Annotated in this window: 25 protein-coding genes; 21 read left to right on the top strand and 4 right to left on the bottom strand. The window is 66.6% G+C overall.

The genetic code is table 11. The features are described 5' to 3' along the window. Positions 1-380 precede the first annotated feature (380 nt). The 9 genes from ACWELJ_RS21360 to ACWELJ_RS21320 all read left to right on the top strand — a co-directional run bounded on the left by ACWELJ_RS21360 (position 381) and on the right by ACWELJ_RS21320 (position 7,906). Entirely contained in the window at positions 381-833 is a 453-nt protein-coding gene (locus tag ACWELJ_RS21360; RefSeq protein WP_452367886.1) for a helix-turn-helix transcriptional regulator, read from the top strand. Between the two features lie 371 nt (positions 834-1,204). Then, entirely contained in the window at positions 1,205-1,657 is a 453-nt protein-coding gene (locus ACWELJ_RS21355; protein WP_452367885.1) for a hypothetical protein, read from the top strand. 9 nt (positions 1,658-1,666) lie between these two features. After that, positions 1,667-2,191, top strand: a complete 525-nt coding sequence (locus tag ACWELJ_RS21350; protein ID WP_452367884.1) for a hypothetical protein — start codon at positions 1,667-1,669, stop codon at positions 2,189-2,191. Beyond that, the gene (locus tag ACWELJ_RS21345; RefSeq protein ID WP_452367883.1) at positions 2,182-3,318 is read left to right on the top strand and encodes a hypothetical protein; all 1,137 of its coding nucleotides are present in this window, start codon (positions 2,182-2,184) and stop codon (positions 3,316-3,318) included. The genes ACWELJ_RS21350 and ACWELJ_RS21345 overlap by 10 nt, the downstream gene beginning before the upstream one ends. Positions 3,319-3,333: 15 nt before the next feature. Further along, positions 3,334-4,380 (top strand): FAD-dependent oxidoreductase, encoded by a 1,047-nt coding sequence (locus tag ACWELJ_RS21340; RefSeq protein WP_452367882.1) that lies wholly within the window; start codon positions 3,334-3,336, stop codon positions 4,378-4,380. A gap of 45 nt (positions 4,381-4,425) precedes the next feature. Continuing rightward, positions 4,426-4,728 carry a hypothetical protein gene (locus ACWELJ_RS21335; RefSeq protein ID WP_452367881.1) on the top strand — a complete coding sequence of 101 codons (303 nt, stop codon included), beginning with the start codon at positions 4,426-4,428 and terminating at the stop codon, positions 4,726-4,728. A gap of 135 nt (positions 4,729-4,863) precedes the next feature. Then, positions 4,864-5,115 (top strand): hypothetical protein, encoded by a 252-nt coding sequence (locus ACWELJ_RS21330; protein ID WP_452367880.1) that lies wholly within the window; start codon positions 4,864-4,866, stop codon positions 5,113-5,115. 194 nt (positions 5,116-5,309) lie between these two features. Next, positions 5,310-6,779, top strand: a complete 1,470-nt coding sequence (locus ACWELJ_RS21325) for a hypothetical protein (protein WP_452367879.1) — start codon at positions 5,310-5,312, stop codon at positions 6,777-6,779. A gap of 272 nt (positions 6,780-7,051) precedes the next feature. Next, on the top strand, positions 7,052-7,906 hold the full coding sequence (locus ACWELJ_RS21320) for a hypothetical protein (RefSeq protein WP_452367878.1): 855 nt from the start codon (positions 7,052-7,054) through the stop codon (positions 7,904-7,906). A gap of 30 nt (positions 7,907-7,936) precedes the next feature. Here ACWELJ_RS21320 and ACWELJ_RS21315 read toward each other — a convergent pair whose 3' ends face one another. Beyond that, positions 7,937-8,476, bottom strand: coding sequence for a hypothetical protein (locus ACWELJ_RS21315; protein ID WP_452367877.1), 540 nt, complete (start codon positions 8,474-8,476; stop codon positions 7,937-7,939). A gap of 115 nt (positions 8,477-8,591) precedes the next feature. Then, the gene (locus ACWELJ_RS21310; protein ID WP_452367876.1) at positions 8,592-9,707 is read right to left on the bottom strand and encodes a hypothetical protein; all 1,116 of its coding nucleotides are present in this window, start codon (positions 9,705-9,707) and stop codon (positions 8,592-8,594) included. Positions 9,708-10,260: 553 nt separating this feature from the next. Here ACWELJ_RS21310 and ACWELJ_RS21305 point away from each other — a divergent pair. Genes ACWELJ_RS21305 through ACWELJ_RS21295 form a run of 3 tightly spaced genes read left to right on the top strand, consistent with a single transcriptional unit; the run spans position 10,261 to position 13,657 of the window. Then, positions 10,261-10,938, top strand: coding sequence for a ParA family protein (locus ACWELJ_RS21305; RefSeq protein ID WP_452367875.1), 678 nt, complete (start codon positions 10,261-10,263; stop codon positions 10,936-10,938). 50 nt (positions 10,939-10,988) lie between these two features. After that, positions 10,989-11,864, top strand: a complete 876-nt coding sequence (locus tag ACWELJ_RS21300; protein ID WP_452367874.1) for a hypothetical protein — start codon at positions 10,989-10,991, stop codon at positions 11,862-11,864. 35 nt (positions 11,865-11,899) lie between these two features. After that, positions 11,900-13,657: a hypothetical protein gene (locus ACWELJ_RS21295; RefSeq protein WP_452367873.1), complete on the top strand. Its 1,758-nt coding sequence runs from the start codon at positions 11,900-11,902 to the stop codon at positions 13,655-13,657. A gap of 69 nt (positions 13,658-13,726) precedes the next feature. Here ACWELJ_RS21295 and ACWELJ_RS21290 read toward each other — a convergent pair whose 3' ends face one another. After that, positions 13,727-14,962: a helix-turn-helix domain-containing protein gene (locus ACWELJ_RS21290; RefSeq protein WP_452367872.1), complete on the bottom strand. Its 1,236-nt coding sequence runs from the start codon at positions 14,960-14,962 to the stop codon at positions 13,727-13,729. A gap of 377 nt (positions 14,963-15,339) precedes the next feature. Here ACWELJ_RS21290 and ACWELJ_RS21285 point away from each other — a divergent pair, with 377 nt between their 5' ends. The 5 genes from ACWELJ_RS21285 to ACWELJ_RS21265 all read left to right on the top strand — a co-directional run bounded on the left by ACWELJ_RS21285 (position 15,340) and on the right by ACWELJ_RS21265 (position 18,310). Beyond that, positions 15,340-15,522, top strand: a complete 183-nt coding sequence (locus tag ACWELJ_RS21285; protein ID WP_452367871.1) for a hypothetical protein — start codon at positions 15,340-15,342, stop codon at positions 15,520-15,522. A 195-nt stretch (positions 15,523-15,717) separates the two neighbouring features. Continuing rightward, a complete protein-coding gene (locus ACWELJ_RS21280) occupies positions 15,718-16,668 on the top strand; it encodes an NAD-dependent epimerase/dehydratase family protein (RefSeq protein ID WP_452367870.1) in 951 nt (316 codons plus the stop codon). After that, a complete protein-coding gene (locus tag ACWELJ_RS21275; protein WP_452367869.1) occupies positions 16,665-16,949 on the top strand; it encodes a hypothetical protein in 285 nt (94 codons plus the stop codon). Before ACWELJ_RS21280 ends, ACWELJ_RS21275 begins: the two co-directional genes overlap by 4 nt. Positions 16,950-16,963: 14 nt before the next feature. Further along, positions 16,964-17,890: a formylglycine-generating enzyme family protein gene (locus ACWELJ_RS21270; protein WP_452367868.1), complete on the top strand. Its 927-nt coding sequence runs from the start codon at positions 16,964-16,966 to the stop codon at positions 17,888-17,890. Next, positions 17,891-18,310, top strand: coding sequence for an NUDIX hydrolase (locus ACWELJ_RS21265; RefSeq protein ID WP_452367867.1), 420 nt, complete (start codon positions 17,891-17,893; stop codon positions 18,308-18,310). 375 nt (positions 18,311-18,685) lie between these two features. On the opposite strand, the gene ACWELJ_RS21260 is transcribed toward ACWELJ_RS21265, so the two are convergent. Next, positions 18,686-19,954, bottom strand: a complete 1,269-nt coding sequence (locus tag ACWELJ_RS21260) for a DUF1173 family protein (protein WP_452367866.1) — start codon at positions 19,952-19,954, stop codon at positions 18,686-18,688. Positions 19,955-20,096: 142 nt separating this feature from the next. On the opposite strand from ACWELJ_RS21260, the gene ACWELJ_RS21255 reads away from it, so the two are divergent. The 4 genes from ACWELJ_RS21255 to ACWELJ_RS21240 all read left to right on the top strand — a co-directional run bounded on the left by ACWELJ_RS21255 (position 20,097) and on the right by ACWELJ_RS21240 (position 23,191). After that, positions 20,097-20,777, top strand: coding sequence for a hypothetical protein (locus tag ACWELJ_RS21255; RefSeq protein WP_452367865.1), 681 nt, complete (start codon positions 20,097-20,099; stop codon positions 20,775-20,777). Positions 20,778-20,840: 63 nt separating this feature from the next. Then, the gene (locus ACWELJ_RS21250) at positions 20,841-21,356 is read left to right on the top strand and encodes a hypothetical protein (RefSeq protein WP_452367864.1); all 516 of its coding nucleotides are present in this window, start codon (positions 20,841-20,843) and stop codon (positions 21,354-21,356) included. A gap of 210 nt (positions 21,357-21,566) precedes the next feature. Then, entirely contained in the window at positions 21,567-21,788 is a 222-nt protein-coding gene (locus ACWELJ_RS21245; protein WP_452367863.1) for a hypothetical protein, read from the top strand. A gap of 989 nt (positions 21,789-22,777) precedes the next feature. Next, positions 22,778-23,191, top strand: coding sequence for a DUF6292 family protein (locus tag ACWELJ_RS21240; protein WP_452367862.1), 414 nt, complete (start codon positions 22,778-22,780; stop codon positions 23,189-23,191). Positions 23,192-23,352 lie beyond the last annotated feature (161 nt).

Here is a 23,352-nt window from a genome sequence, read left to right as displayed (position 1 = left end):
CGGGTCGCAAGCACATCGTTACGTTCGCTGTCATCTGAGCGATTTAGGGTGGACATGGCAGAGGCTCTCCTTGTTTCTGCACGTCACTCCGGCTGTTGGTTGGAAGCCTGTGGGCCGGAGTTCTTAACCGGGCCTTCGCTGTTGGAAGCAGCGGAAGGTTCTGAATCGGACCTCCCTCTGTTGGAAGCAGGGGGAGGTTCTTCAGTTGTCGCGGCGTTCGCCGCCGAATGTGGTGTGGTCCCTCCGTTCTTTCCGTCGTTTTGCTGCCTGTTCTCCCCCGCAACTCTACTTTAGAGTTCCAGAATTGAACACAGTGTTGGCAGTTCTAGTGACCTGGAGGCGTGAGAATGACCCGACCCATCGATAACCGAGGAGCGCGGGTGGCACGACGCGGAGTGCAGCACTTCAGTTCTGCGCGCCTTCGCACGTTCCGGGACCGGGCGAAGCTGACCCTGGAAGATCTGGCCGATATGGCCGGGGTGAGCGTGGCGACGCTGAGCGCGCTCGAGCGCAACGTCTCCCAGCCCAGCGTGGCTACTCTGGCGGCCATCGCCAAGGCGCTCGACATCGATATCAGTCAACTGGTCCCGGTGCCGGAATCTCGCCGCATGCTCGATCACCTGCGCGTTCAGGCCGGACTCAGGCAGGACGACGTCGCTGTGGCGCTGAGGGTTTCCTCCACGGTGGTGGCCCGGATGGAACGCGGCCGCACGCCGGTCAATGCCGAGCGGGCCGCGCAGCTGGGCGCGCTCTACGGCGTCGGTGCTGACGTCGTGGCGCAGGTGTGGCAGCGCACCAACGACGCCCGCGCGGAGCGACTGCGAAAGGCGTGAGATTGCGTTCCAGAATTCCGTACACCGGCCGGTAATTGGATTGCCCGCATGTCGGGTGGAGAAGGACTGCGATACCGCACAGCAAACATGGTGCGGGTGGATCTGGGCCGACTCGACGCTGTTCGTCGTCGAGTGGCGACTGTCCTTTCCCTGCATCCTGCGTGCCCCCTGCACCTCAACCGAGCCGACTGCGCCAACCCCTTGGCGAGTCGCCTCTGACCGTTTGCGCTGGTCGATAGCTATTTGTTCTAGGAGGCTAGTACTCGATCGACCACGATGCAACAAAATTTCGCCGAAATTTTGCCTCTGGAGGAATTGGGGGCGCACTTATGGGTAAAAATTCGGGCCCGTTGGGGATAGAATCTGTTCCTATGGAGCATGTCGGTGGGCATACGGAGCACTTTCAGCGCGCGGTCAGGCAGCGGATCCAGCAGCTTCGGCTGAGCCTGGCCGGGGTGCAACGTGCTGGTGGGCCGTCGGTTCCGGTGCTGACCCAGATCCTGCGCGGGGAGTGGAACACCCCCAGCTCGAAGACCTTCGAGAAGCTCGACACCGCGCTGCAGTGGGTCGAGGGGTCCGCAGCACGAGCGCACTCCGATGGCGCGGAACCGGTTTCGGCCAGCCCCCTCGATGCGACCGCCGACGCAGAAGACGAGGAATCTGAAACTCGCGAGATCCTCGAGCGCATCCTCAAAGCAAATCCGACAATCCGGACAGCTGCGCGGCGGATGGCCGATATGTCGGAGGAGGACGTGAAAACCTTCACCGGTTTGCTCGATATGTTTGTCTCGAAACGCAAATCGCGTGAAGGTCCCGACGACTAGGAGCAGTCCTTGCTCGAGGCGCTGATCGTTCCGCCGCCGGAGTGGGTTCCCACTCCCCTTCGGTACATGTACCTGCGACGGCGGACGGGGCGCCTACTGCGACATATCGGCGTCGACCCGGCCAAGGGTGTGAGTGCCGCGATCGATGCACTCTCGGCACGGCTGGGCCTGCCGATCACAGTCGAACCCTACGACTTCCCCATGCCCGGATTCTTCTCCGCCACACTCTGCGACGCCGAGGGCATCGAGTTCTACTACCATTCGGCCACCAGCCCAGAGCATCAAGCGCATTCGCTGATCCATGAATGGGCCCACGTCGTCTTGGGCACCACCGAACCGGGCACGGCCGGAATCACCGCCAGCACCCACCGCACCGGCAATTACTCCAACATCGTCGAGCGCGACGCCGAATACGTGGCCCGCCTGTACACGGCGATGGTCGGACTCGACGCCGCCAGCCGCCTGCCCGCCCAGAACACCGAGGGTTCCCGACGCCTCGCGCGCGCATTCGAGGACCAGATCACATGGGCCTGAGCAACGTCGACATCCATTTCGACACCGGTCAATTGGTGCGCCTGGTCCCAGTCACGTTGATCGGGGCGTGGCGCGGCTATCAGAGCATCCTGCGGCCCACCTTCACATCGGTTCTGGTGACCATCGCCATGGCAGCGACCGCCGCCAACGTCGTGATCGAGGCCCTGATCATCGCCCTGGGCCGCCAGCGCGGCGCGCACCCGTTCCTCTGGGGGCCGGTCCAGGTGGCCATGCTCATGATTGTGTGGAGCTGCATCTGCACCTACTACGCGCACGCCGAGGCCAGCCGGGCCGCCTGGCGAGTGGTCGCCGGAGTGGTCACCCTGTCGCTGGTCGACCTCGCCGTCCTGATCTGGGTCGCCCGCGCCGTTCCGGCCGGCGCGGCGTTCTACGACTTCCACCGGCCCGAGGTCGTGCGCTACCACGTGCTGATCCAGCTCGCGTTCTTCCCGCTGGCCTGCATGGCTGCCTGCTGGCTGGCAGCGCGCGCCGCGCGGGCGGCCACCGGTCCCCTGCGGTTCGCCATGTGGATGGCCGCGGTCAGCCAGGCCATCCTCACCGCCGCGAGCCCGCTGCGGGTGCTGACCATCCTGCTCATCCAGGAGGGCACGAGCCCACGCTCGGACAGCGTGCATCTGATCCTGAAACTGTCGGCGGTGTGCTTCTACGGCGGCGCAACCCTGTTCGTGGCGAGCTTCGGAGCGGTGGCGCTGGCGCACCGCACCAAACAGCTGCAGGGCCTTCGCCGAGCGCTGCGCGACAATCGCCGCCTGCGGCCGCTGCTGGCCGCCCTGGAGGAGATCTCTCCGGCCAACCTGACCTATCCCCGCAGCGGTCGCACGCCGCTGCTGCTGCGGCCCCACGCCGCGCTCACCACGACCAGCACCGAAATCCGTGACCGGCTGCTCACCATGAGCCCCTGGCTCGGTGACCTGCTCTCTGCTGAGGGGCACGACGACCCGGCCGAGATCGCGAAAGTCATTGCCGAAGTGCGCGATACCGGAATCGGACTTGTCGACGCCGACGACGACGCGCGCCCAGCGGTGCAGTTGCTCGCCGTCGAACGCTCAGACCTCGACAACCTGCTCGATCTCGCCGACCAGCTGCACGCCCACACCCGACCGTAAGGAACGACTCACCTCATGACGACGGCAACCATTCTCGGCGGCGGCATCGCGGGCACGGTGCTCGCGGCCGCACTCGCTCACCGCGGGCTCGAGGTCACCCTCTACGAGCGCGACGCCCGCGACGCCCGGCCCGGTGCATTCCTGATCATGGATCGCCGCGGGCACGAAGCTCTCGCGCGCCTCGGAGTCCCGGCCGCCGACCTCGAGGCCGTATCGCACCCGCTCACCACGCTGCGCGTCGAGTACAGCGGATCCCCGGAACGTGTGCGTCCCTCCGATGGGCACCGCCAGTACCACCGTGCCGCGCTCATGCGCGTGCTCAACGCCCACCTCGATAACACGTCGGCCACCCGCCACTATCAGAGCGCGGTGACCGCAGTCAGCCCGGACGGCGCTCTCACTGTCGACGGAAACACCATCGTGCCCGGCGGAATCGTGTTCGCCGCCGACGGGATCGATTCCCCCGCTCGCGCCGGGATCGAACCGACGCGCATCCCGGTCTACAGCGGCCAGGTGGTCATCTACGGCACCACCAGCAGCCCGGTTGCACTCGATACCGCCCCCGACACCCTGCACTTCCAGGGAGTGCAAGGCGAGAAGCCGTTCCCGGCCGCCACATTCGGGCATTTCTGGAACGACCAGGTGACCGTGTGGTTCGCCCGCCTCACCCGACCGGCCGCGACCGTCGAGGAGCTCGGCGTGCAGCCCGTCGACGCCTGGGCCGACGCAGTGCACACGGCTGCCCCGCACCTGAGCGGCCTCATCGGCAAAGTCCTCGCCGCCACCCCCGAGGTCCACGTCCACAACGCCCGCAACGTCCCGATCGAGGACGCGAAAAGCCCTGACGTGCCGGTGATCCTGCTCGGCGACGCCGACCACGCGATCAGCCCCGCCGCCGGCACCGGAGCCCGCGACGCGATCGAGGACGTCGAGGCCATCGTCGAGGCGATCACCGAAGGCCGCTCCGCCGCGGGCGCCATGGCCGCACGGCGACAGCAGATCCTCGAGGAGCGGGCACAAGCCATGCGCGCCATGGCCGCCCCGCCCCGGCCCACCAGCTGAACCTGCCGCCGCCCGCATCAGAATCACGACCGCGAGAGGCCGCCTGTGCCGGAAAACCCTGCAGCACACGAGTTCACCACCCGGTACCCCAAGATCAGAGCATGGCAGTGGGACGGCAGCGTCGACACCATTCAGACGCTGTTCGACGCAGGCGCACCAATCTCGCCCGATCCCACGCCTGATCGCGGATGGCAGCTTGAATGCACCGCACAGGCCGAGTTCCACACCGAATTGCTCTGGACCGGCCTCTGGGTCACCCACTCCGGCCTCGGATGGGACATCTGCGAGCCAAACATGTTCGCGCGCACGTTCATTGCGCGGGAGAAGCCCCGCCACGAGGGCATCTGAATTCCCGTTCGGTGCCGGATCGATCACCGGCCAAGGTGATCGATCCGGCGATGGAATCGCGATGCGGCGCTGAGAATCCGAAAACTTCGGCGCGTCGCGTGCACCGAAGCGCGCCGGACTGATATCTATATTGCTATGCCCCGCCGTAGAACCAGCAACGGTCCCAAGCGGCACCGCCGTGACAAAGATGCCATTGCCGACCTTTTCGTCAAGATCGACAAGAGGCTCGTCAAGCGGGCCCAGGACACAGCGGAGTACCAGAACATCAACCTCTGGGAAGTCGTCGAGGAGGCGCTACGGAACGGACTTCCGCCCGTAGCCATCGGCCGCGAACCCGAGCAGGCGGCCCTCATCGAGGTGTCGATGCAGGACCTCAAAGCGAGCTGAATTCCCCTGCACCCCAACGGGGCAGGTGAGACGGAGAAGCGCAAGAACGAAGTACACGCAGTACCCATCGGACCCGCAACGGCCGAAGGGCCCTCGGCTTGGTAACCCGAGAGCCCTTCGACAGAGGTCGTGCGGACGAGTCATCACCTCGTCCGCTGCGCGGTCCATAACCCGACTATGCAGGAAAGGTTCTAATGGACCACAGGTCTGAGGATATCGCACGCCCTGAGCACGCAACAACCGAATCGGCGCGTGTCCTCTCTAGTAGCCACTCTGTAACCACCGTCCCGGCGGCTGCCGCAGGCGCAGAGAATCTGCGGGATTGGTACGACACCATCGAGGCCGCACTGGGCGGCCGCTATCGCGGATCGCGGCCGGACAGCCGCCGTCGCGGTCAGGCGAAGTGCCCCCCGAAGATCGTTCGTGGCCGCGTGTGCGGCCACCAGTGCACCGCGATTTCGCCGCGGGTGATCGCGGCCATGGGCGGAATCGACGCCGCGTGCCGCCGCCTGTGCCGCGTGCAGCTGGTCGCCCACGAGGACGACGCGCCGACCGCCGTCGTCCACTGCTGGGACGACCGCGCGAGCTTCCTGCGATCCTGCGACCACGAATACGACGCGCAGTACAGCAAGATCCGCCCCATCCTGGTGCGCCGCACCGCCGGGAAGAAGTCGACCGGCGGCGGAGTGTCCAAGCGCGCGTTCATGAAGGTTGTCCAGGTGATGGCCGGTGCCGCCGATCACGGCACCGGCCGGAATTCGCGGCTGACCAACGCCGCCATCGCCGAGCAGACCGGCCTGAAAGCCCGGCAGGTAGGCCGGGCGAAGATGGCCATGCTGCTACTCGGAGTCGCTACCGAAGTCATGCGCGGCCGCCAGCGGACTCTGGTCGAGCGCATGGCGTCGTGGAAGGTCGGAGACAAGTCCCGGGGATGGGCGAGCGTGTGGTCGCTGCACCCGCCGCGCGGTGCTCGCCCTGTGGATAAGCCGGTGGGTAAGTCGAAGCGCATTTCTGCCGGTCAGAGCAAAATGGCAACCCACCTTGAAAGGTTCTCCCCCCCCGCAGGGAGGGGGAAGATTTCTAGTGGTTCTCACTTTGGGCTGAACTGTGGAAAAGGCGCTTCGCGCAGCATCGATAAGAGCGGTGCCGAGTGGGAATCGACCGTCCCGAATCAGCGTGGCCTCATTTTGGCACTCAGGTGGCTCGGAGACGCACGAACACCCCGATGGGCACACCGATACTCGCCGAACGCGTGGGCAGACGTTCTAGGGCCCGCCGCCGAGTTCGATTGGCGTCCAGAGGATCTGCACCGGGAGCTGCGCCCACGCGGCGAGGTGCTGCATCCGCTGTCTTACGTCCGGCGGATGCTGGAAAAGGTCGATCTGGCCTGGCCGCAGATCATTCGCGCGGGCGACGAAGCACGCGCCGAGGAAGCCGCGAAGATCGAACGCGCGGCCGCCGCGGGTGTGGAAGCCGTGCGCAAGGCGATCCAGGACGAGCGCGACCAGCGGCGCGAGGAGGCCCTCAACGGTGACGGTCGTAAGGCCGCCATGGCGGCGCGCCAGACCCTGGGCGAGGCGTCGGAGAAGCGGCGCCAGGAGGGCCGCCAGTTCGATAGCCGCGCCTACCGGAAGCGGTTGCGGGAGAGCCGGAATCAGCGCTGAGCAGCTGAGCGCGAGTGTCGGAATCGCGACTGATCGTGTTTTCGACACTCGTTCGGCACCAGAGGGTTCCGGCGGTAACCGCGTGTAGCGCAACGGCAATGGCTTGACCAGCACCGATGCCGTTGTCGGTTGGCCGGCGGGTGCGCTCGCCAGCCGAGCCAACCACCCACCACTGACCTGGAACCGGCCCAGTTCGATCGACGTTGATCAATCGGCCGGAATTGCCAGGACCCGGTGCGGCCGAACCGAACAGCGAAGACATGAGGGAGCGGATGATCACTTTTCGCGCGCTGCGGGCCTTGTATTGGCTCTACGAGCATCAGAACCGATCGGTAGAGGCTCTCCCTGCCGACGTTGTGCCGCCCGAGGACGCGCGGGCCGTGTACGACGAGCTGGTCACGCAGGGTGCCCTTGAGGACACTGCGACCATGGGCGGCGGCTTCGACTTCTACCTGACACCAGTCGGACGTGTTCAGGCTCGCAATGCCCGTGACACGTACCGGCACGAGCTCGCGCTGCGCCGCGTCCTCGAATGGATGAGCACCACCGATTCGGACCTGGCCAGACTTGAGCTCAGCGCGGCGGCCGATGACTTCAGCGGGCGGCTGTCGCACCGCGAGATTCGCGACGCGACCCACTATCTCGTCGACCGTGGTCTGTGCACGAGCGGCGGCTCCACACGAGCAGATGGAGAGTACTTCCACGTGGAAATCACCCCCACGGGCCGCGCTGCAGCGCGCCGACCGCAGTTGATCGACCAGGATTCGGGCCCCAACGGGCCGATCACCAACGTCTCGGCCGACAACTACGGGACGATGACCGTTGGCAACCACGTCATCGGCGGGCAGGGACACACCATGACCGCGAACGTCACCCAAGGGGCGTCTATCGACGAAGTCCTGAAGGCGATCGGCCAACTTCGCGACGAGATCGAGGCTGCACCCGGAATCAGCGACGAGGACCGTGGCGAATTGATCGAGGAAGTCGACAACCTGCTCGCCAAAGGTGCCAAGTGGGGGCTCAGTTGGATGAAGGCGGCCCTGGCGGCCCTCGGCACCCAAGTTGCCACCACAGGGGGCCAGGAACTCGCGAACCAGGTACTACAGATCGGGTCCCTCATCAACTAGCGGGAACCCGACCGGGTGCCGGGCTGGCCTTCACTCGTCGACGGTCATCCGCTGCAAGATGGCCTCAGCGACAGCTGCACGCGCGCCCGCGGGCCCGTCGAACAGTGTCCGGATATCGGAGATGATGCCGATGGTGAGCCGGACTTCTTCGGCCATGGCGGGCGCGAGGTTGTCGGAGGCTGCGATGCGGGCCAGAACCGTGTGGGTGGCCTCGGCAGTCTGGATAGCGGCGGCACGTAGGTAGCGGGCGGATGCCCGGATCCGGCGCAGGTTGTCCGCGTCCTCGAGCAGAGTGATCACGCGTGCGTCGATGACAGCGTCGAGTACCTGCTCGTCGACCACGGCGGCGATGTGTTCGTGTGCGGCGAGTACGGCCAGGCTGATTGCGGCGTATTCGTCGCGCACGGCCGGTGAGCTGGTCTGCCCGGAGAGCACGGCGGCCGCCAGGGTGAGAGCGCCGAATCCGTTGTGGGCCTGGGCGAGAACGTCCGTGGGTGAGGTGTCCGGCGGTAGCTGTCCCAGCCTTTCCGCCGCATCGTTCACCAACGCCACCACATCAACCCGCGCCACGTTGCCGAGGGTACGGGCCGAAGTGGAGGTCACCGGAGAGTGCCCGCCGGCACCCCGCGCGCGGGATTCAGCGGCGAACAGCGCCGCAGGATGTGCGGCACCGTGATGTCCTGATTCAGCCATCTCTGCCACCTCGCTGCGCTTGTGCGAGCTCACTGCGCGCAGTGCCCAGTTCGCTTCGCAGGTCCTTGATCTGGTCGTGCAGGTCGTTGATCTGGCTATTCAGAAGCGTACGCACATCACCTACACGTTGTTCGGCAGCCGTCGCCGCGGCCTCTGTTGCTGCCCGGGCCGCATCGCGTTCGGCGGTGCGCTGGGCGAGTTCGGCGCGCTGGCCCGCTTCGGTGGTGCGCAGTGCAGCCAGCTCGCTGGTCGCGGTGGCCAGCTCGCTTCGCAACCGGTCGGCGTCGGCGGTTGCCCGGTCGCGTTGGGTTTCCAGTGCCCGGTTCGCGGCCGCAGCTTGGTCGAGGTCGCTCTGCAGCTGGGTGCGCTGCGCAAGGTGTTCAGCCCTGGCCTCGGCGAACTTGCGATCGCTGTCGGCGCGCATGGTGTCGAGTTGGTCCTGGTGATCGGCCTTGAGCTCCCTCACCTCGGTTTCGCGGCGCGCGTCGGCGTCGGCGAGGTCGCTGCTGTGCTGCTGTTTCAGGCCCGTCAGGGCTTCGCTGTGATCCCGCGCCGCCTGCGCTGCGCTCTCACGTTCCTGCCCGAGCAGGGTCTCGAGCTCTGTCACCTGGTCGATTGCCTCGGCCGCGTCGCCGGTTGCCTGGGCCAGCTCGGTGCGCAGCTCGGCCTCGGCCGCGCGGGCCTGCACCGTCTCGGCCCGGGCGGCGGCCTCGGCTTGGGCGGCCTCGGCGACCCGCCGGTCAGCATCGGTGCGGGCGAGTTCGAGTTGACCGTCGATGGCTTCGGGATCTGCCAGTACATCGAGCGCCTCGGCCATCCGGTCGGAAAGCCCTTGGATTCCCGCCAGGCTGGCGCGGATATCGCGGGCCACGCTCGCCAGCGAGCGCGTCGCGGCGTCGGGACCGTCCGGGACCGCGTGCATTGTCGGCGCCGCGGGCTGTGGCTCCCTGAGTTCTCGCTGCCGTTCCCGCCAGGCCCGCGACCGGGATGCGCTGTCGGCGTGGACCTTCACCCGGCCGCCGCCAGCAGGCGATCGGCCGACGGGCGTCGCGCTCGGCTCACGTTCGGATGGACCGCCGCCGTCAGGACGGCCGGGCTCACGGCTCATCTGACCAGCCTAAACGTTCGTTCGTCGCGTGACAATCGTCACGCGAACGTTCGAACGTTCGCAACGAACGAACGGGCGAACGACCGTCGAATCGGCTCGCCGCTGCTACCCGCCCGCCCGGCCATGGAGTAGCTTTCTCCGCATCGCCCGCGCCGGGCCCTCCTTGGCCGGCGTGCTCACGGCTCCCCCACCCCGGGGAGGACCGTCCCGAACAACCCGGGCTGAATCCCCTCCGATTCGAGAGGTGACGACCTAATGGGAATGGCCGATTGCGCCCCCCTGGCGTCGATGCAGCGGTGTCGCATCGAAGGGAATGACACCTCTGCGCATCCCGGGTTTATGTCACGTGATGAAAAACCCGCCACGACATGGGTTTCCATCGGAAATCCTGGACTTCTTGTCCAACACTTGGTATTTACGCGCGCGGTACGCGCATACCGCGCGTACCGCGCACCTGCGCTCCAGCGCGCACAGAAGCGAAACATCATGGGATTCAAGGACACAGGGTGTAGTTCCGAGCGCATCGGCAACTGATCGCGTACAGTCCCGATCTATGTCTAGCGACTACACCGGCTGGAGACCGCCGGAAGACTGCACCGTCATAGCCAGCACGCACATCAAGGGCGGCGGCACCACCAAGACAACATGCGCGATCATGAGCGGTTTCGCCTACGTTCGCAGCGGGAAAGACGTCGATCTGGTGTCGTACGACAACTACCATTCGGCAGTGGCCTGGGCCGATAAGGCTCACGAAGGCTTGGGACTTGGCGGTGCGGCGCACCGAGAATGGCCCGCGAACTACGGTGTTGAACCTGCCAACACGGAGGCCGAGTTGTACGGCATCATCCACGGCAGCAATGCATCCCGCCGAATCATCGATGGGGGACCGGCAGACCCCGAGGGCCTGAAGAACATCGCTCGCCTGTCTCACAAGATCATCCTTCCCACTGAGCCGGGATACTTGACTGTCGAACAGATCACTGGCGCTTACGATCTCGTGGGCGAGGTCGAGCAGGAACAGGGCAGGCAGATCGATTGCCGTGTGCTGTTCGTTCGTGTCGATCCCTCCGCTGCTCTGACTCGGGACATCGAGGATGCCCTGTCATCGGTCGGAATCCCGGTCATGAAAGCCCGGATCCGCAACAACACGCTTGTTGCTCGGTCCGCGCACTCTGTGCCGCTTCGTCTGTTCGGCTACGAGGCTGTGGTCGAAGAACTTGAATCTTCCTAACGGCCTTGTCTTCCAATAGCTTTCACCGCCAAGAGGGGAACTGATCATTGATGACGACCAAAGAAGAACGCACGAGGGCGGCCCTGACCCCGCCGTCGTCCAGGTCGCGGCGAAACCTGACCGACATGCCGACACCGCCGGGGCAGGCCGTCACACAGACCGATCAGCCGAAGCCCGAGGCCATCGCGCCAGCGCCGCAGCCGCCGGTAGCTGAGCTTGCCAAGGCTGAGCCTGCTGCGGCATCGGCCGCCCAGACCCAGCCGGAGCAGGAAAAGCCCGCCGCTGAGCCGAAGCGCGAGCCGACGGCCGCCGCCGCGCCGAAGGCCGCCGAGCGTTCCCCGGTCCAGCCTGCTGCCCGGAAGGAATCCGCGCCGGAGACGCGCAAGCCTGCCGCCGCGCCGCGCGTAGCGACCTCCGGCCCGGCCGATGTGGCCCGCGCCCGACTTGCGGCGCGCACCGCGGAACAGACGTTTCTGCCGCTGGTGTCTCGCGTCGCCAAGCTGCGCGAGGGAATCGAGCAGGCCGTGCTCGCCGTCGCCGATGCGAAGGCGGCCGGTGTGACCGGCGAGGATCTCGAGAACACGCTGCGCGGCATCACGAGCAAGAACCGCACCGCCTACACCGAGATCCCCGAATCGGTCCGCGACGCCATCCAGGCCGCCGACGCCAGCGAGCCCGGGTCCGGCATCGACGCCCGCGCCCGACTTGCGGCGCGCACCGCAGAACAGACGTTTCTGCCGCTGGTGTCTCGCGTGGCCAAGCTGCGCGAATGGAGCGAGCAGGCCGTGCTCGCCGTCGGAGACGCTAAAGCTCACGGTGTAGAAGCCGACGAACTCGAGGACACCCTGCGGGCCATCGTCCGCAAGAACCGCACCGGCTACACCGACATCCCGGAATCGGTCCGCGCGGCAATCGCCGCCGACTGACCGATTCCACGCCGGGAAGCAGAAGGGGGCCAATCATGCTCTGGACCGGCAAATCCAAAGACAGGGACAACGACCACCACCAGGTCATCACCACCGACGACCCGGCAGAGCTGAAAACCCGCATCGACCAGGCACATCAGCGCCTGGCGCTGCTGCGGGGCGAGGCCGGCGCATTGAACGCGGCTCCCTCCGAGCTCGAGCTCATCGAAGAGCGAGACCTCGCCGAGGAGCTGCGCCGCCTCGAGCGTGACCAGCGCCGCAAGACCGGCCAGGCCGCCGCCGACGCCGCCGACGCCGCGCGCGAAGTCGACGCCGAAATCAATGCCGCCGACCGGCGCGACATCCTCGCCGCCCGCAAGGCCCAGGCCCGCCAGCGCCGCACGACCAACCCGCACGCGAAGCTGGCGACCCTGGACACGTTTCGGACCTGGAGCCTGCGAGCCCTCGGCGGAGTCGTCGTGGGCGGAATGGTCTGGAGCGCAATCAACGTCCAGTACAACGTTGTCCACCACGACCCGGCCAACCAGCTCACGGCATCGGACATGCTCTTTTGGGTCTCATACATCCTCGAGGCCATGGTCTCGGTGTGCCTGGTCGTGCTCATGGTCGGTGTCCCGAAGTTGGCCGAATGGGACGTGAAGCTCACCAAGCGCACGGTGCTGGTGTCCGAGGGCGCGTTGCTGCTGATCATGCTCGGGCTCAACACCTTCCCCTACCTGCGAGACTGGCAGCCCTACGACATCGCGATTCACGCACTTGCGCCCGGCATGGTCGCCATCGCGATGCGCATCTATCACGCCATGTCGGACAAGTACGCCGAAGCGATCGACCGTGCCAGCAAGGCCATCCCGGCCGATGCGGATCCACTCGCCGAATACCGCGCCAAGGTGGCGCCGTACCTCGCACCGGCCGATGCGACCTCGCACTCGCTGCCCGAGTTCGCACCCGCGGGCGCACCCCTCGCACCCACCTCGCACCTCGCACTTCGCACTGCGAGCACCGATGCGACCCCGGCCCTCGCACCAGCGGCCGCCCCGCTCGCACCCGCCGAGCAGATGGACCTCGCACCAACTGCTGCGACCTCCGATGCGACCTCATCGCTCGCCTCCGCGCCCGCCCCGCTCGCACCGGCTGATGATGCACTCCCATCCGAGATGCCCGTCGACCTCGCACCACTTCGCACAGAGCCTGACCAGCCGGAAAGTGGTCGCACAGCCGACCTCGCAGCGGCAAGTGCGAACCTTGATGCGACCACTGGCCTTCCCGCTGCCCTCGTCGCCGAGTACGCCCTCATCCAGGCGGCGCGTCGGCGCGGCGGGCACCCGGTGCCCATCGCACCGGCAACTGCGAGCCCCGCACCGCCGCAGATCGCACCAGCCCTCGCACCGACGAGCAGCAGTGCGAGCCCGGCCTCGCACCAGCCCGTCACCTCGCACCAAGAGGAATCCGCACTCGCCGGTGCGAGGCCACCCGCGCCGACGCCGCCGCCGAGTGCGACCCTGAGTGCCGCGACCGGGTCCGTGGTGCGAGCCCTGCCTGAACCTCGCACCGACGCCGACGGCCCGGACCAGTGCGAAGTGCGCGCCTCCCGCATCCTCGCCGCGGGCCTGGTGACCAAGCCGACCATGGAACAGATCGCAACCGTCCTGCGGATGCTCGACGAAGGCAGCTCGGACAACGCCATCAAGAAGGCGACCGCGACCCGCAACTACGGCGGGATCCACCACAAGACGGTCAAGGCCATTGCCGCCGCCGACCAGCAGCTCAAAACGCCGGTCCGGATCGTGAAATAGACGCTTCGGCCACCTAGCGGTTCCCGCCGCACTGCCGGGAACCGCTAGGTGGCCGAAGTTCTCTCACCGTCAGGCGGCGTGGACGTACGCCTGAAGAACCTCGCGTTCCTCCTGCGCCGTTTTCGAGTCCGGGAAGTGCCGGGCCAGAAGGCTATCCAGTTGATTGAGCCGTTTGCGGACCCACGAGAAGTGCGCCTCGATGGGGTGTTCCAGCACTGGCGAGACCGCCGCCAGACTCGCGTCCAGGTCCCCCATTCGAGCATTCGCCATGGCGAGGTAGATGGTGGTCAGCATTTCGTCGCCGGGAGAGCGCTGCACCTGCCAAGCATTCAATGCGTCCTGCGACGCCGTGACTGACCGGTGGAGCGTCTTCATGTCGTCGGCCCACATCAGCGAAAACCCGTGGTAGTAGATCTGTTTCGCGGGAGTGAAGGTGAACAGTCCCGCGATCTCATCGGGCTGGCAGTGCTCGCGAGCTCGGTCAGCCTGCTCTAGCAGCCCGAGCGCCAAAGGCGAGTCACCAAGATTGGCGACGGAGGCCGCAAGGCTGCACAGCAGCCGCGGTTCGCTGGTCCCGGTCGAGCGGCCCACGTAGTTCAGTCCGTCCTCGGCCGCGCCGCGCGCGAGCTCGAAATCCTTGGTGAACCGGAATGCGAGAGCTTGAGTGCCGCGTGCCCACGCCCTGAGTTGATCGTGGCCGGCGCGGTCGCCGAGCTCGAAGGCCGCTTGTGCGTGAACCTTGGCATGGTCGGCTTGTCCGAGGTCCAGGGTCAAGTACGCCAGTACGCCGCAGACCCGTCCCAATGCCACGTAGTGGTCACGAATCGCGTTCGGGCTGTGTGCTCCGACCTGGAGCCGTCGAGTGAGTTCAGAGCGCAGTCCCAGTGCCCGCGACAGGGTGCGGTCGTAGGACTCAAGCCGTGCTTTGAGGGCGATGTCCACGATGCGTTGCCCGATGTCGTCCAGCGATGCCCCGTCAGGGGAAATGAGCAGTGCTTCAGAGCCTTCGCGGGCGGTTTCGAGTAGCCGCATTGTGTCGATCGCCTGGGCCCGCTCGGCTTGGTCGGCATCCCACGCCGAGACCAATTCGCCAGCGGCCCCGAGCAATACATCGGCATCTTCGATCCAACCGCGATTGTGCGGCCACCGCCGCCCGGCCTCGATTGCAGTGATCCAGGTGTGGTCACAGAAGAGGGCGGCCGCCAGGTCCCGTTGGCTCAGCTTTCGCGTGCCGCGCCACCGTCTCAATGCCGCGCCGGTCCGGTTCGGGTTCATGTTCGGCAATCGTGGAGGTTGCGAGGTCATCTCTCATCATTCCCGGTGGTGACAGATTCCGGTGGGCGCATTTGTCACCACCGTAGACCCGTTGATCCATGTGTGTGGGTGGTGAGCTGAATTCACTTCCGGCAGAGGCAGAAACGAAGCCTGGAAGCGAAATTCAGTACTCAGGGAGGGCACGCCGGTGCAGTCGTTCGATATGGCCTTGTGCGAGGTCACTCACCGCGATTGCGCTAGTGACCCCGCGATGTTCGCTGGTCCGGCGGCAGCCGACGCGGTGTTACGGCTGCACGCTGGGCATGGCCCCGAGTGCTTGCAATTCCTCGCGGCTCACGCCTACGTCTCCGAGGGAATCGACGACTGCTGAGCACCCGCGGCAGGGATAGGAAAGGGGGCGAGAGGACATGCAGATGCACGTAACCGTCGAATTTCCTGCGCTGCCGCCCTTGCATTTCCGTGCGGAAGAATCCGCCGCCCGCGCTTTCGTCGCCGATATGGCTCGCTGGCACGCCAGCGTGGTGGTCCGGCTGGACCGCGCGGTGTCGATGCGTATGCGACGGCTGCCGTGTCATCAACTTTTCGAGTAGGACCCATGACCAAGACCGACGATGCGGCGGCTCTGCCGCAGCGCACGCCCAGCCCGATCCCTGACGGCGCACTAGTTCGGGAGACCGACCCGGATCTCATCCGCCGAGTCGCGGCCGGTCTGCGCACGCTGCGCTGCACCCGATCGTGCACTGAAAGCGTTTGCCCTGATTGCCAATTCACGAAGGAGAATGATCATGCACACGTTGATTACCGGCGGTGCCGGGCTGATCGGTAGCCATCTGGCGATGGAGCTACTCGACCAGGGTCACGAGGTGACCGTGATCGACAACCTGTCCACCGGCCACCGCGCGAACCTCGCGGCGGCGATCGAGCACCGGCGGTTCGGGATGCGAATCGGCGACATCACCGACCGCGCCACCTTCGCTGACCTGCCGGAGGTGGATGGGATCGTGCACCTGGCGTGCCCAGCCGCGCCCGCGATGTACTCCCAGATGCCCATCGAGACCCTGCGGGCCGGGTCGGTCGGCACCATGAACACCCTCGAAGTGGCTGCCGCATACGAGGCGCGCATCGTGCTGGCGTCCTCGAGCGATGTCTACGGCGACACCGACATTCACCCACAGGCCGAGACCTGCCAGGGCGCGATCGACCCACTGGGCCCGCGTTCGGCCTACGAGGTGGCGAAGATGGTCACCGAGGCCGCCGCGGTCGCCTACCGTCGCCGCGAAGGTGTACGGGCGGGGGTGGTGCGCCCGTTCAACGTCTACGGACCCCACATGTGGGCCGGGGATTCGCGGGTGGTGCCGGCGTTCTGCGCGGCCGCGCTCGAAGGCCGGACACTGACCCTGCACGGCGGGAACCAGACCCGCAGCCTGCTGTACGTCTCCGATGCCGTCGCTGCGATCCGCGCCATGCTCGAATGCGAGGAGTTCGGGCCGGTCAACATCGGCGCGACCGAGGAAGTCAGCATCACCGAGCTGGCCGCGATGGTGATCGAACTCGCGGGCGCCGGAGCCCTCGATGTGGTCGAGGCCCGCCAGGCCGACGCCCCGGCCCGCTGCCCGGACCTGGGTCGCGCCACCGAGCTGCTGGGCTGGAAACCCCACATCGGATTGCACGAAGGGCTCGCCCTCACCGTGGAGTGGATGCGCGACCACCAGCAGGGACCGGAGGCCGCAGCATGAGCGCCGTCCGGTTCACCGTCCCCGCCAACTGGAGCAACCTCGTCGATCGGGACATGACGAACCTGTGGTGCGAGGCCGAAACCCTCGGCGACGCGCTGCGCTGGCTCGCCGCGGAATTCCCGACACTCGCCAACCGCATCCTGACCGAGGCAGGGACCATCCCCCGCTACGCGGCTGTCGCCATTGACGACGTGCGCGTCAGCGCGTCGGAGTCGCTGGACAAGCCGTTTCCGGCCGCGCAGCACGAGGTGTGCGTGATCTCCGCGTTCATGGGCGGGTGAGCCGAATGCGCACGATGCCCACCACTGCCGAGAACATGGTGTGGATTCCGCCCGCGATCGTCGAAATCGGTTCCCCGGAAGACCATTTGGCAGCCCTGGCAGCCACGCAGCACTATTCGCGGACCTGGTTCGATGATGAGGCCCCGCAGCACGCGGTCACCCTCGAGGGATTCTGGATGGACCGTCATCCGGTCACCAACGCCGAATTCGCGCGGTTCGCCGCGGAGACCGGATGGGTTACCGGCGCGGAGCGGAGCGGTGACGGCCTGGTCTATGGGCCCGACATGTGGCAGCCGATGACGGGGATCTCATGGCGTCACCCGCATCCCGATATCGACGCGCCCACCGACCGGCCCGACCACCCGGTTGTGCACGTCGATCACGCCGACGCCCGCGCCTATGCCCGCTGGGCTGGCAAGCGCCTGCCCACCGAGCCGGAATGGGAGTACGCCGCCCACGGGCCCCGCTGGAAGGCGTGGCCGTGGGGTGCCGCCTGGTCGCAGCTGGCCGCCAACACCGCCGAGTACTGGGCCGGGGAACCGCTGCGCGACCTCGCGGACTGGAAACGCTGGTACGTCGGGCGCTGGCGCGACCACGGGCCCGCTCCGGCCACCACCCCGGTAGGGATGTTCCCGGCGTCGGTGTCGCCGTTCGGGTGCGAGGACATGGCCGGCAACGTCACCGAATGGACCGCCAGCACCTATCACCTCTACGGGAATGGCCACTACGACGACGGGTACGGCGCGGCCGCGCGCCTGGGTTACATCGTCGCTCGTGGTGGGTCATGGAAGATGATGCGGCTCCAAACCCGCACCAGTGAACGAATCTGCGGCATACCGGAATACGAAGCATTCGACCTCGGGTTCCGATGCGCCGCGACCCGACCCGCTCCACATCCATTGCCTGGGACCGCCGTACCGACGACCACGAGGAGCAGCTGAATGGATATCACCCAAGAGGGCTCGAACATCATCATCCGCAATAGCCGGGACGAGGTGCTGCTGTTCCTGCGCGACGACAAACCCGATATCCCGTGCCCCGGCATGTGGGCCCTGCTCGGCGGCGTCCGCGAGGAAGGGGAATCGCCGCTCGAGAACGTGATTCGCGAGATCAAGGAGGAAATCGGGGTGGTGCTCGACCCCGCCCAGATCGAGCACCACTGCACCCGTGACCGGCACTGGGGGCTGCGCGAACACACCTTCCGCACCCGCTTGGACCTCGATCTGAACGAGATCACGCTCACCGAGGGCCAAGAACTGCGGTGGTTCACTGCAGCCGACATCGAACAAACCGTGCTCGGGTTCGAAGAGAACGAAATGATGGCCGCCTACTTCGCGGAGATCAAGAACTCACGCAACTGAGTCTGAGCAACAAGACACGTCTGTCGACCGGTGGATGCAACCCGCATCCGCCGGTCGCCGCTTATCGGCCATCAAAGGCAAACCGCTCGCATCCCAACCTTTTCGGCGGTTGATGCTCCGCGCCGGAGCACAGCCGCCCGTTCGGTTGTTCACGCAGGCAGGTGGTCGCGATATGCCCGCTGCACGCACTGTCGGAGTTCCGGCATGCCTGCCAGCCCACGACCATTTCGCCCGGCTGAAAAGGCAGTTCGCAGACCGGACATCGAAGCGGAGACGGCAGTACCGCCCGCCCCCCGGGCAGCACGACGAGTTCGCCGGATCGGCTGAGCGTCCCGTCCGGCAGCCGGTACCACTGCCGGAAAGCGGATATCGAACTCATGTTCGAGAACGATACCGGAACGTCCGGTGCTGCCCGGCCGGGCGCGCCAGCCTCGCCCGCGTCGGAATCGGGTCGGTGACCGTCCATTCGATCAGCTTGGAGGCGGTGCGCTGGTAGTGCGCGATCTTCTCGGCCTTGCGGTGTTCGTAGTCCTCCCGGCCCGGCAGGCCCCAGACTTCCACGTAGGCCGCCGGTTCGTCGACCAGCACGAAGTCCGGGAACACCGAAGCGGTCACGGCGTCGCCGGTGCCGCTGTCGAAGGTCAGCGGCTTGAGGAAGCTGCGGCCCGCCGCGGACAGGGCATCGGCCATGCGAACCTCATACGACGAATCCGCTGGGATATAGGCGGAATTGGTCAGCATCACCGCTGCGTCCACCGCTGTGGCGAAGCCCCCGCTGGAGCGCTCGATGTAGAACAGCGCGACCCGTAGCCCGCCGGCATCGGCGGCCGCGTCGGAGAACGCATTGCGGTAGGAACGGCGCAGCTTGGCGTCGAGCTGGTCGCTCACGAACACCAGCCGCTGGCGCCCCAGCTGCCCCAGCTGGTAGGACCAGCCGAATTTCGACCGGCGTACGTCCCGGATCTCGCCCAGGACGAAGCCGCGCCGGATCTGTGTGCGGTCGGCGCGCAGCGTGTCGAGGAAGGCATCGAAGGCAGCGAGATTGGCCTCGGCGCGCTCGGGCCGGTAGGCCGGAACGACGTAGAGCACCGATTCGGCAGGCTGTCGGCTGATGGTGCAATGGGCAGCCTGTTCGGTCAGTGCCCGCGCGACCTGCCCCCAGCTGCGGCCGCGTGAATCTGCCGACCAGGCCGACAGTTTCGCCGCGTCCCACAGGTAGTGCAGCAGGCCGAGCAGCCCGACCGATCTACGGCCCAATCCTGGGCAGGCCGCCGCGTCGACCGCGGGCCGCTGTTCGCCCGGCTTGCTCACCAGCGGCGCCGCGAAGCGAATCGACGTCCCCGTGTCGGTCTCGCGGATCGCCGATAGTTCGTAAGCCCCTTGGCCGCTCATCTCCGGGTCGAGCCGATGGAACGAACACCGCGGATCGTGGCGTGGCCCTTCGCCGGGCCAGCACGCGAGGTGGTGGCGGCCGCGCTGCGAGCAGCGGGTCACCAGCGGCAATGCTGGTGTCCGGCACAGACATTCGGCGCTCTTGTGTGCCCGCGCGGCGGCCAGCAGCCGCACGTGCTCGTCAGGGTCGGCGCGCACGTCTACCAGCGGCAGGCGGCGGCCGTCAAGCCGAACCCAATCGGTGTACTCCATGATGTCCCCTCAGACGGCCGTGCAGACCCCCATCCACGGTAGCGCTGACCAGCGCCGATCTCGAGCTCGTAGTGCGAACTGTTCGACTTAGCGGTCTCGAGTTCCCGCCGGCGCGGGTGCGCTGTGGCGGTAGCGTCAGCGCATGCCTATATCTCCCTCGCGCACACTGGTTTTCGTCGACACCGAGACCACGCATCTGGATCCGGCCCTTCGTCGCCCGTGGGAGATAGCGATGATCCGCCGCCCGGTCGACGGCCCCGAGGAGCGCCTCACCCTCATGGTTTCCGACGTCGATCTGTCGGCCGCCACCTACGCCGCGCTGCGGGTCGGCCGCTTCTACGACCGCCACCCCAGCTACGCCCCGGCCGGGCAGCCGGTCCCGGCCGAGGCCGTGGTGTGTGCCGAGGCCGAGGCCGCCGTCCTGGTCGAGCGTTGGACGCGTGACGCCTACCTGCTCGGCGTGGTGACCCCGTTCGACGATCTGACCTTGGACACGATGCTTCGCCGCTGCCATCTGCTGCCGCGCTGGCACTACCGCACCCAGGATCTGACCTGCGTGACGGTGGGATGGCTGGCCGCGCGCGGGATCCACGCCGACGACGAGGGCCGCCCCACGCACGAGTGGAATTCCGAGACCCTCTCGCGGGCATGCGGGATCGAGCCCCCGGCCGAGGAGCTCCGCCACACCGCGATGGGTGACGCGGACTGGGCCGCCCGCTGGTGGGACGCGATCGCCGTTCCCGCCGTCGCGCCCACGGCCGCCGCGGAATTGGACGAGCCTGCGCTGCGTGGCACCTGGGGCGACCTCGCTCGCGGCATGTGAGGGCCCGCAACGGATTTGCGCGCTGAACCGCGCCGATAGAACAAGAGAAGGAGGATAGGACACGTGGAGATACACGAGTACATCGTGGAGCCGGGCGAGCCCGTGCCACCGGCCATCGAACAGGCCGACCTGTTCGCCGGGACCATCGCGGCGCAGCCGGTGCTGATCCTGCTCCCGCGCTTCATGGTGAAGATGCTCGACGAGGACGGAAAGCCCTCTGCCTCCGACGTGTTCGAGGCAGCGGTCCGCGCCCAGGGCGCCCAGCCGATGAGGGACATGTCGTTTCTCGGCGGGCCCGTGGCGGGGTGGGCGGTGTCGATCACGGCCACCGAAGTGCGCATCACAGGCCCGGGAATCGTCGGCGAGCTCTACCGGGGCAGCCTGCCGACCGTAGAGCCCAAATGGCTCACGGCGGTGGCCCGCGAGCAGCAGCGCGGCCGCGGAATCGTGGTCATCACCGGTGCGGCCGCGTCGACAAGCGAGGCTGCGCTGGACATGATCGAGGCAGGCCGCGCCAGCTGGGTCCGTGCCACGGTTGACCTGACCGCCCGCGCGATCCCGCTGCCAACAGGACACTGAATAGCGTTGCCTCGCGCCGGAATTCGCGACACAGCGTGACATCGTCCCGTTATGCTCGGTGGCAGCCCCGCAACCATTTGGCCCCAGGGTGACGGCGCGGGGCTTCCCTGGAGACCCGACCCACACCCCTTTCGAGTCGGGTCTCCCGGGGGCATCCGCTACAAGGTGAGAAGTCCCGCCATTGTCTACCTGGGCGAGTAGCGTGCGACCATGACCGTAGGTTTAGCCGCCGTCGCACTGATCAGTTTCGCCCTGACAGCCGCATTCATCCTCTCCGGCCACAGAGCTCTCGAGCGCCAGGATCTCGCCCTGAGAGAGCGTGAACGCCGCCTCGGGCGGCCGTTGACCCCCAACGAGGTCTGGCGCATCAATCTCGGCCTCGAGCAACCACTGCCGAGCCCGGTGAGGACAGACCCCGAACCCGAGCAGTAGGCACGCTGAGCGGCGGAAGGCCCGAGCCGCATGTCCGGCGACGGCGCAGGAATGGGGTTTGCGGTACCCCGCTTCTTTCGTCAGTGACGGCAGCTACGGCGGTGACTGGTCGGTTTTGTCGCCGGATTCCGGCCGATAGGGACGGCTACGGCCAGATATCGGGGTCAGTAGAAAAGATCTGGTTGACAGCGAAATCCTCGTGGATGGTGCGTGCGCAGTCCCAAATTTGGAGGATGGCTCCGGTTTGAGGCGGCCGCGGAAAAGATGGATTACCTGCATCGAGGCACCTTCCGGTGCCGATGTTCTGTAGTCGATCACCGTCTGGACTCCAGAAGAGGCCGCCCTCGTTGCGGAAGGGTCTCCAGTGCTGAGTGTTGGCCCCAGTGCATTCAGCGAGGGTAATCGGGGTTCCGTTCGTTGTAACGCTGTTAAGTACGTCCAGGCACTTGGAGGTGGTCCAGTGTATTTGTATCCCACTATCGTCCATAGTGAGATACCAACCGGACCGGTCGTTGTCCGATCCCAGTCGGATATGGATGCAGCTCTGATTCGTGCAGCCTGAGGGCCAGTCGGTGGTGAAAGGAAGATTGGACTTTGTGTTGTAAAGATAGGTCGATGTGGAGGTCCACGTCTCCGCGTGGGCGGGGATAGCCACTGCAGTCCATGCTGAAAGGTACGCGCATGCGACGGCAAGATAGATAGTGAGCCTAATTTTCATTTCCACCCCTTCGAGCGACAGATGCCAACTCGCGCGAATACTCAGACTACTCTCGGGCTTCTTCCGCACGATAGACAATTTCGTCGGGGTCCCACCCCACCCCAGTGTCGAAAAATGATGGTGTTTCCGACACTCATTCGGGGGACCGCCCACGTCTCCAACTTAGGGTGCACTTGCCGCCGATAACATTCACTTATCGGAGGCTAGAAATCCGTATTTTCGGCCACGCGATTGAGTGTCTTGAAAACGGTCTACCGGGTATTATCGACACATGAGCGACACCGTGCACCACGCCTACATCAGCGCCGTGGCCGAGGGGCTGCGCATCTTCGGGTGGCCCGTCGTCGAATCCCGCGTCAGCACCACGACGCCCCTCCACGGCTGGATCTGCATCGACGAGCACGCCAAGGGGCTCGAGCGGAGCGATTACGCGCGCTTGCTGGCCTGGGACGAGGAAGACGGGTGGCACTTCGGCGACGAGGATCTCGACGAACCCGGCGTCATCTACGGGCCCATCCACTACCTGGGCGAGGAGGCCGTGCCCACGGTGGCCAGCGTCCTCGAGCTGGCCGAAACCCAGGGCCGCCGCTTCCATCCCGAATACGAGGCCCCGGGCTACCGCAGCCACACCGACCGCGACGACCTGCCCAGCCAGCTGGCGCGCGCTGTGGCAGCGCCGTGCTGATCGGCTACGCGTCGGTCACCCCCGACGAGGCCCCCGACGCCCAGATAGCGGCCCTGCGCGCGGCCGGGGTGAACACCGCCGACATCCACGTCGACACCGTGCCCGCCGCGGGCCGTCCTGCTCGGCACCATCGCCGCCTGGGGCGCGGTCATCGCCTCCTA

This window comes from Nocardia sp. NPDC004582 (genome assembly GCF_053602115.1).
The sequence above is the reverse complement of the archived record's forward strand: the minus strand, read 5'-3'. Positions and strand labels throughout refer to the sequence as shown.